The organism is Microbispora sp. GKU 823 (genome assembly GCF_002027145.1).
GTDB classification, from domain to species: Bacteria; Actinomycetota; Actinomycetes; order Streptosporangiales; family Streptosporangiaceae; genus Microbispora; species Microbispora siamensis.
In genome coordinates this window covers 98,530-105,436 of record NZ_MWJN01000020.1, presented here as the reverse complement: position 1 = coordinate 105,436, position 6,907 = coordinate 98,530, and the positions used below count along the sequence as shown (strand labels likewise).

General features: G+C 67.0%; 7 protein-coding genes. 5 read left to right on the top strand and 2 right to left on the bottom strand.

From position 1 onward, the window contains the following. Window positions 1-79: 79 nt before the first annotated feature. Window positions 80-808 carry a GntR family transcriptional regulator gene (locus B1L11_RS13595; RefSeq protein WP_079314807.1) on the bottom strand — a complete coding sequence of 243 codons (729 nt, stop codon included), beginning with the start codon at window positions 806-808 and terminating at the stop codon, window positions 80-82. Window positions 809-1,251: 443 nt separating this feature from the next. On the opposite strand from B1L11_RS13595, the gene B1L11_RS13590 reads away from it, so the two are divergent. The 5 genes from B1L11_RS13590 to B1L11_RS13570 all read left to right on the top strand — a co-directional run bounded on the left by B1L11_RS13590 (window position 1,252) and on the right by B1L11_RS13570 (window position 6,628). Further along, on the top strand, window positions 1,252-2,628 hold the full coding sequence (locus tag B1L11_RS13590) for an extracellular solute-binding protein (RefSeq protein ID WP_218671087.1): 1,377 nt from the start codon (window positions 1,252-1,254) through the stop codon (window positions 2,626-2,628). A 160-nt stretch (window positions 2,629-2,788) separates the two neighbouring features. After that, on the top strand, window positions 2,789-3,574 hold the full coding sequence (locus B1L11_RS13585) for a carbohydrate ABC transporter permease (RefSeq protein ID WP_218671086.1): 786 nt from the start codon (window positions 2,789-2,791) through the stop codon (window positions 3,572-3,574). Continuing rightward, window positions 3,574-4,485, top strand: coding sequence for a carbohydrate ABC transporter permease (locus tag B1L11_RS13580; RefSeq protein ID WP_079314805.1), 912 nt, complete (start codon window positions 3,574-3,576; stop codon window positions 4,483-4,485). Before B1L11_RS13585 ends, B1L11_RS13580 begins: the two co-directional genes overlap by 1 nt. Continuing rightward, window positions 4,485-5,552: an ABC transporter ATP-binding protein gene (locus B1L11_RS13575; RefSeq protein WP_079314804.1), complete on the top strand. Its 1,068-nt coding sequence runs from the start codon at window positions 4,485-4,487 to the stop codon at window positions 5,550-5,552. The genes B1L11_RS13580 and B1L11_RS13575 overlap by 1 nt, the downstream gene beginning before the upstream one ends. Further along, window positions 5,552-6,628: an ABC transporter ATP-binding protein gene (locus B1L11_RS13570; protein ID WP_079314803.1), complete on the top strand. Its 1,077-nt coding sequence runs from the start codon at window positions 5,552-5,554 to the stop codon at window positions 6,626-6,628. Before B1L11_RS13575 ends, B1L11_RS13570 begins: the two co-directional genes overlap by 1 nt. Before the next feature lie 77 nt (window positions 6,629-6,705). Here the strand turns inward: B1L11_RS13570 and B1L11_RS13565 are convergent, their stop codons facing one another. After that, a complete protein-coding gene (locus B1L11_RS13565) occupies window positions 6,706-6,900 on the bottom strand; it encodes a hypothetical protein (RefSeq protein WP_079314802.1) in 195 nt (64 codons plus the stop codon). Between the last annotated feature and the right edge of the window lie 7 nt (window positions 6,901-6,907).

Below are 6,907 nucleotides of genomic sequence, written 5' to 3'. Positions count from 1 at the left end.
GGGTGAGGTGGATCCGATCGGATCCGATCCGATTGCGGTTAGCATTCCTCGGCCCGGCCCGCCCGTCAAGCCTTTACCGTCATTCGTCCGCGTCCTTGACCTCGTCGAACAATCGCCGGAACCGTTCGCCGGACAGCAGGATGTGCCGGCGCATGGCGTAGGCGGCGGCGTCGGGGTCACGCGCGGCGATCGCGGCCACGACTTCTTCGTGCTCGGCCATGGCCAGGTGAGTGACCTGGGTGTCGTGGAGAAGCCGGAACAGGTGCACATGCGTGTGCAGGCGAGCGAGCGCTTCGCGGATGACCTGGTTCTCCGCGCTCAGGGCGACGAGATCGTGAAAAGCGGCGTCGCGTAGCCCGAAGGCGCCATAGGCCATGATCCCGTTGCCTCCCTCCAGTTCCGCCATCTCCTCCAGCAGTCGTCGTAGACCGGCCACCTGCTTCGGGGATGCGCGTTCGGCGGATCTGCGCGCCGCTGCCGGTTCGAGGAGGAGGCGGAGCTCAAGCATGTCCTCGAATCGCTGACGGGTGATCTGGGGGGGAATGCGATAGCCGGCATGGGGCACACGCACGACCAGGCCCTCGGCCTCCATCCGGTTGAGAGCGTCTCGGATCGGCGTCTGCGAGACCCCCAGCTCTCGCGCCAGGGCGTCGATCGTGACGCGGGAGCCAGGCTCGATCCGTAGCGACATCAGCTGTCCGAGCAGCGTGTCGTACACCTCGTCGGCGAGCCGGCCGCGAGATCTTCCCGGCGGCGTTCCGCCCGTCATGGCCCCAGGGCGCCGCGCGATCATCACTTCGTCGTCCATCGTGACAAGAGGTCCTTTCTTACGTTTTCCGGAACCTGTTGACTTCGGTCGCAGCGCTGCGGGATGTTGACGCCCCCACTCGGATCGTATAGGAAAGGTGGCGGATGCCGGCCATCCTTCACCCATCGCGGAACCCCCCGCCATCGCTCCGCTTCGATCAGTTGGAGCTCCTATGAGCATGCTCGACGTCCTACTCGATTCGCCACCGGGCCGATAAGGACCAAAAGGACTTCTCGACTGCTTGAAGCTCCATTACGTCGCGACGCACTCGTGACGCCGGTCTGCGGGCCAGCCCCTGCGACAGCCGGCAACACGCCTGAACACCCCCCCAGAAACTGCTCGGCGCAGCGCGCAGCAAGGCTCCAGAGGTCCCCATCCGGAAAGCAGGCAAGAAGATGCGGTATCCACAGCGAATAGGACGACTGTCCGTTCCCCGTCGAACGGTGCGGCTGGCGACGGCGGCCATGTTGGCGGCCACGACCATGGCGGCTTGCGGCCAGGACGACGGCGCGCAGGCGAGCGCCCCCAAGGCGCCGGCGACCATCCCGGAGCTCACCAAGGACCCGCTGACCCTCAAGTTCATCTGGTTCGACTGGCCCCCCGCCCACGCGCTGGAAGCCTTCGCGAACGCGGAGTACACCAAGGAGCGGCCGAACGTGACCATCAAGGTCAACACCGTGCCGAACGCGAACTGGCACGACGCGATGTTCACCCAGTTCGCGGCGCACAAGACCGACTTCGACATCCCGATCCTGGACTCGCAACACATCGGCGAGGCCGTGACGAACGGCAACATCCTCGACATCACCGACTTCGTCAAGAAGAACATCGACGTCAAGGCCTACAACCCGTACCTCCTGGCGGCCTACGGCCAGTACCCCCAGGCGGAGACCGGCAAGCGCGACGAAAACGCCAGCATGTACGGACTGCCGCTGCTCGGCGACACCTGGACGATGATCTACCGCAAGGACCTGATCGGCGACAAGCCACCGCAGACGTGGGACGAGATGATCTCAGTCGCCGAGAAGTGCCAGGCGGACCACCCCGGCGTCAGCGGGCTGGCTTTCCACCAGGCCAACGGCTCCGACGCCGCGGCCGTAACCTACAACACGGTCAACGGCGTCTACGGCGGCAACCTCTGGGACGCCAAGACGCGCAAGATCGACGGCGTCCTCAACGACGCTGCGGGCCAGGAGGCGATGGACGTCCTGGTCAACAAGATGAAGCCGCTTACCGCCAAGGGCTCCGGCAACTGGTTCATCGACGAGGTGAACGCGGCGGTCGCCCAGGGCAAGGCATGCATCGCGTTCAACTGGATCGCCGCGAGCGGCGGCCTGCTCGACCCGAAGCAGTCGACGCTCGGCACCACGCGGGAGCAGATTCTCGACAAGCTGGGTTTTGCCCCCCTGCCCAGCCAGAAGACGAACCTGGTGCCTCTCGGCGGCATGGGGATGCACGTGTCGGCCTACTCCCCAAAGGCGAACCAGGCGGAGGCCCTGAACTTCATGAAGTGGTTCGAGCAGGCTGACATCCAGAAGAAGTGGGCCGCGGCCGGTGGCGTGCCATCGCGTACGGACGCCCTGGAGTCGCCCGAGTTCCTCAATGCCGGGCCGTTCAACAAGGTGTACGCCGACTCGGTTCCGCGGATGCGGGACATGTGGAACGTGCCCGAGTACGCGCGCCTCGTCGACATTGAGAACACCAACGTGAACGCGGCTCTCAACGGCGCGAAGAAGCCGAAGGACGCGCTCGACGAGATCGCCAAGCAGCAGCAGAGCGTGCTCGACTCCGGCAACCGCAAGGGCGGCGGCGGACTGTGAGTGACGCCGTCCCTCTGACGACCGACCACCCCGGGCAGGTGGCGTCCGCGACGCCGCCTGCACCGGGTCGGTCCCGCCGCTTGAGCGACCGCACGCTCGCCGTGGCGTTCATCTCGCCCGCGCTGCTGCTGTTGCTCGCGATGTCGGTTTTCCCGTTGCTGTGGGCGTTGTACCTGTCTTTCACCGACTACTCGGCCACCCGCGGGGGCCGGCCCATTTCGTCTGGTTCGAGAACTACACCGCCATCCTGGCTTCGGCGCAGGTCCACCTGAGGGCCCTGACGACGTTGATCTACGTCGTCGGCGCGGTCACCCTGCAGACCGTGCTCGGTTTCGCCATCGCCTACCTGATCTCACGGCGCACGCGCGGGCGAGGACTGCTGACCACTCTGTTCCTGGTTCCGATGATGCTGTCGCCGGTCGTGGTCGGGCTGTTCTGGCGATTCATGCTCGACGCGCAGTTCGGGGTGATCAACAGCATGCTCGGCTCGCTCGGCCTCGGGCAGGTGGAGTGGCTCACCCGGCAGCGAACGGCCCTGATTTCCCTGATCGTGGTCGACACCTGGCAATGGACGCCGTTCATCATGCTCATCGCCCTCGCGGGCCTTACCGCGGTTCCCAAGTACTTGTACGAGGCCGCCTCGATCGATCGGGCGTCCGAGTGGTTCAAGTTCCGCACCATCACTCTTCCGCTGGTGTGGCCGCTGCTCCTCATCGCCGTGTTGTTCAGGGCCATCGAGGCCTTCCGGCTGTTCGACCTCGTCTACATCCTCACCAACGGAGGTCCGGGGGTCTCCACCGAGACGTTGTCGTTCCACGTCTACAAGGTCGGGTTCCTGGGCTTCAACACCGGAACCGCCTCGGCGTACGGGATCCTCATGGTCCTCGTCGTCATCGTCCTGACGCAGCTCTACCTGCGCTACTTGAACAAGCTCAAGGAGGACTGATGGCCGTCTCCGTCGACGAGGCCGTGTCCACAGGTCCTGGCCGGCATCACACGCCCCCCGCACGTCGCTTCGGCGGCCGTGGCCGCTCCGTGCTGGAGGTCGCGCTGCTGACCGTGCTGGCCGTCGTGATGCTCTTTCCGGCGCTGTGGATGATCGAGACGTCCATCAAGGAGAACCGGGACGTCTACGCCATCCCGGCCAAGTTCTTCGACTTCAAGGTCACTCTGGACCATTTCAAGGACGTGTTCGCCGCCTCCGGCAGCGGTCGCTCGGCCCTGTCCGTCGCGTTCCTCAACTCCGTCGTGGTCGCCGGGGTCTCCACGGCGCTGGCCACCGTGCTGGGGGTCCCTGCGGCCTGGGCCTACTCACGCTTCAGCGTGAAGGCCAAGAAGGACCAACTGTTCTTCATCTTGTCCACCCGCTTCATGCCACCCGTGGTGGTCGTGATCCCGATCTTCCTCATGTACCGCCAAGTCGGGCTCATCGACAGCAAGCTCGGCCTGATCCTCATCTACGCCGCGTTCAACGTCCCGTTCACGATCTGGATGATGAAGGGGTTCGTCGACGAGGTGCCCGCGGAGTACGAGGATGCCGCCATGCTCGACGGCTACACCCGCTTGCAGGCGTTCTGGCGATTCACCCTTCCCCTGCTCCTGCCGGGCATCGCCGCGACGGCGGTCTTCGCTCTCATCTTCTCGTGGAACGAGTTCGTGTTCGCCATCTTCCTCACCTCCAGCGACAGCGTGCGGACGGCCCCACCCGCCATCGCCGGCCTCATCGGTGGAACCACCGTGGACTGGGGTCTCGTGGCCGCCGCCTCCGTGGTGTTCGCCCTACCGGTGCTCGTCTTCGCCTACCTGGTGCGCAAGCACCTCGTCGCCGGTGTGACGCTCGGGGCGGTGCGACGCTGATGGCGGGCATCGAGGTGACCGCCCTGCACAAGCGCTACCCGGACGGGACGGTCGCCGTTGAGCACGTGGACCTGTCCATCGGCGACGGCGAGCTGTTCGTGATGCTCGGCCCTTCGGGTTGCGGCAAGACGACCACGCTGCGGGCCATAGCCGGTCTGGAGAGGCAGACGACGGGCGACATCCGCATCGGCGACACGCTGGTCAACGACCTGCCGCCGGCCGAGCGCGACATCGCCATGGTGTTCCAGTTCTACGCTCTCTACCCGCATCTCAGAACCCGCGACAACCTGGCGTTCCCACTGCGGGCCGAGGGACTGCCCAAGGCGGAGGTGCGCGAGCGGGTCGACGAGGCCGCCCGGCTGATGCGGCTCACCCCGCTCCTGGACCGGCGACCGCACCGGCTGTCCGGCGGGGAGCAGCAGCGCGTCGCGCTCGCCCGCGCCCTGGTGCGGCGACCGCGCGCATTCCTCATGGACGAACCCCTCACCAATCTGGACGCGGAGCTGAGGGAGGACATGCGCACGGAGATCAAGCACCTGCAGGGGGAGCTGGGGGCGACGATGGTCTACGTCACCCACGACCAGGTCGAGGCGATGTCGCTCGGTCACAGAATCGCCATCCTCAACAAGGGCCGCGTCGAGCAGATCGGCACGCCGCTGGAAGTCTACGACCGTCCGGCGAGTCTTTTCTGCGCCGCGTTCATCGGCTCCCCGCCGATGAACCTGATCGAGGTGGAGGTGGCCGACGGGAAGCTGCGCGGTCAGGGCGGACTGGACCTCACGCCACCGTCGGGCCTGCCGCGCGACCGTCGCCTGGTCGCGGGCGTCCGGCCGGAGGCGCTGGAAGTCACAGAACCAGGGGCGGAAGGTTCGGTCCCGGCCCGCGTGGTCTCGGCGGAGTGGCTGGGCGACGAGATCATCTACGTGGTTGACCACGGCGGCCAGCGCGACGTACGGGTTCGGATGCCGCCGACTGTCCGTTTCGCCGCTGACGCACCGGTCGGGCTGCGGCACACCGGCGGACCCCCGCCGGTCTACGACGTGAGCACGGAAGAGCTGGTGGCCTGATGGGAACCCTGGCAGTGCAGGGGCTGCGCAAGTCCTTCGGTAAGGTCCAGGCCCTGGACGGGGTGACGCTGGACGTGCCGGACGGCTCGTTCTTCGTCGTGCTCGGCCCCTCAGGGGCAGGCAAGACGACGACCCTGCGAGCGATCGCCGGCCTTGAGAAGCTCGACGCCGGGTCGGTGCACCTGGACGGGAGAGACGCGACCGCTGACCCCCCGGCCGCACGCGACCTGGCCATGGTCTTCCAGAGCTACGCCCTCTACCCGAAACTCACGGCGTACGAGAACATCGCATCGCCGCTTCGGGCACGCCGCTGTTCTTCGAGCGAGATCGCCGCTGCCGTCGAGCGGATGTCGAGCCTGCTGCACATCGAACGTCTGCTGCAGCGTCGTCCGGCGCAGATGTCGGGCGGTGAGATGCAGCGTGTCGCCCTGGCCCGGGCGCTGGTCCGTCGCCCGCGCGCGTTTCTCATGGACGAGCCGCTGACGAACCTCGACCTCAAGCTCCGCGTCGAGATGCGCACCGAACTCACCCGCATCCACCGGAGCCTCGGAGCGACCTTCGTCTACGTGACCAACGATCAGGTCGAGGCCCTGTCCATGGCCGACCAGGTCGCGGTCCTCAAGGAGGGGAAAGTGCAACAGGTCGGCACGCCGGCCGAGGTGTACGAGCGTCCGGCCAACCAGTGGGTCGCGGGATTCGTCGGAAGCCCGCGGATCGGCCTGCTCGCCTGCCACGCCGAGGGAGATCGTCTGGTCGGGGCGGCAGGCTGGACGCTGCCGCGGCCCCGCTGGACCACGGCTGAGGACGGTCGTCCGCTGCTGCTGGGCCTCCGCGCGGAGGACCTGTCCGTCGAGCGGCGTGGGGACGCGTCGTTGCCGGGTGAGCTCTACGGCCTTGAGCCGCTCGGTGACCGGACGGTGGTCGACGTCCGAGTGGGGACGGAGATCTTCAAGGTCAAGGCACGACCCACCTTCATCGGTACGCCGGGCGAGCGGCTGCAGGTGACGGTCGACCTGGACCGTGCGCACCTGTTCGATGCGGGCACCGGGCTGGCGCTGTCCGAGGCCGGGAGGTAACCGCCCGGGAGGTAACAACACAGGGCGGCGACGTCGCCATGCGCCCGCACGTGGCGATCGAGCATCGGCATCACGGGTTAGCACGGCCTGACGACGCCGAAGCAGCCATGGCCCGAGAAGGCGATCGGTGTCGCGGGGCGTCGCCCTGCGGCCAGGGCCAAGGCCACGTTCGCCCGCTCGGCGACCTCGGCCCCGACGAGGTCGTGTGACCCGTTCGTCAACGCGCGTGGCGCGATCGCCGAGGTCACGCCGGACATCACCAAGAACATCACAGGAGGC

Excerpts from the sequence above, each read along its gene's own strand:
- B1L11_RS13595 (WP_079314807.1), bottom strand. The coding sequence starts at position 808 with ATGGACGACGAAGTGATGATCGCGCGGCGCCCTGGGGCCATGACGGGC.
- B1L11_RS13580 (WP_079314805.1), top strand. The coding sequence starts at position 3,574 with ATGGCCGTCTCCGTCGACGAGGCCGTGTCCACAGGTCCTGGCCGGCAT.
- B1L11_RS13575 (WP_079314804.1), top strand. The coding sequence starts at position 4,485 with ATGGCGGGCATCGAGGTGACCGCCCTGCACAAGCGCTACCCGGACGGG.
- B1L11_RS13570 (WP_079314803.1), top strand. The coding sequence starts at position 5,552 with ATGGGAACCCTGGCAGTGCAGGGGCTGCGCAAGTCCTTCGGTAAGGTC.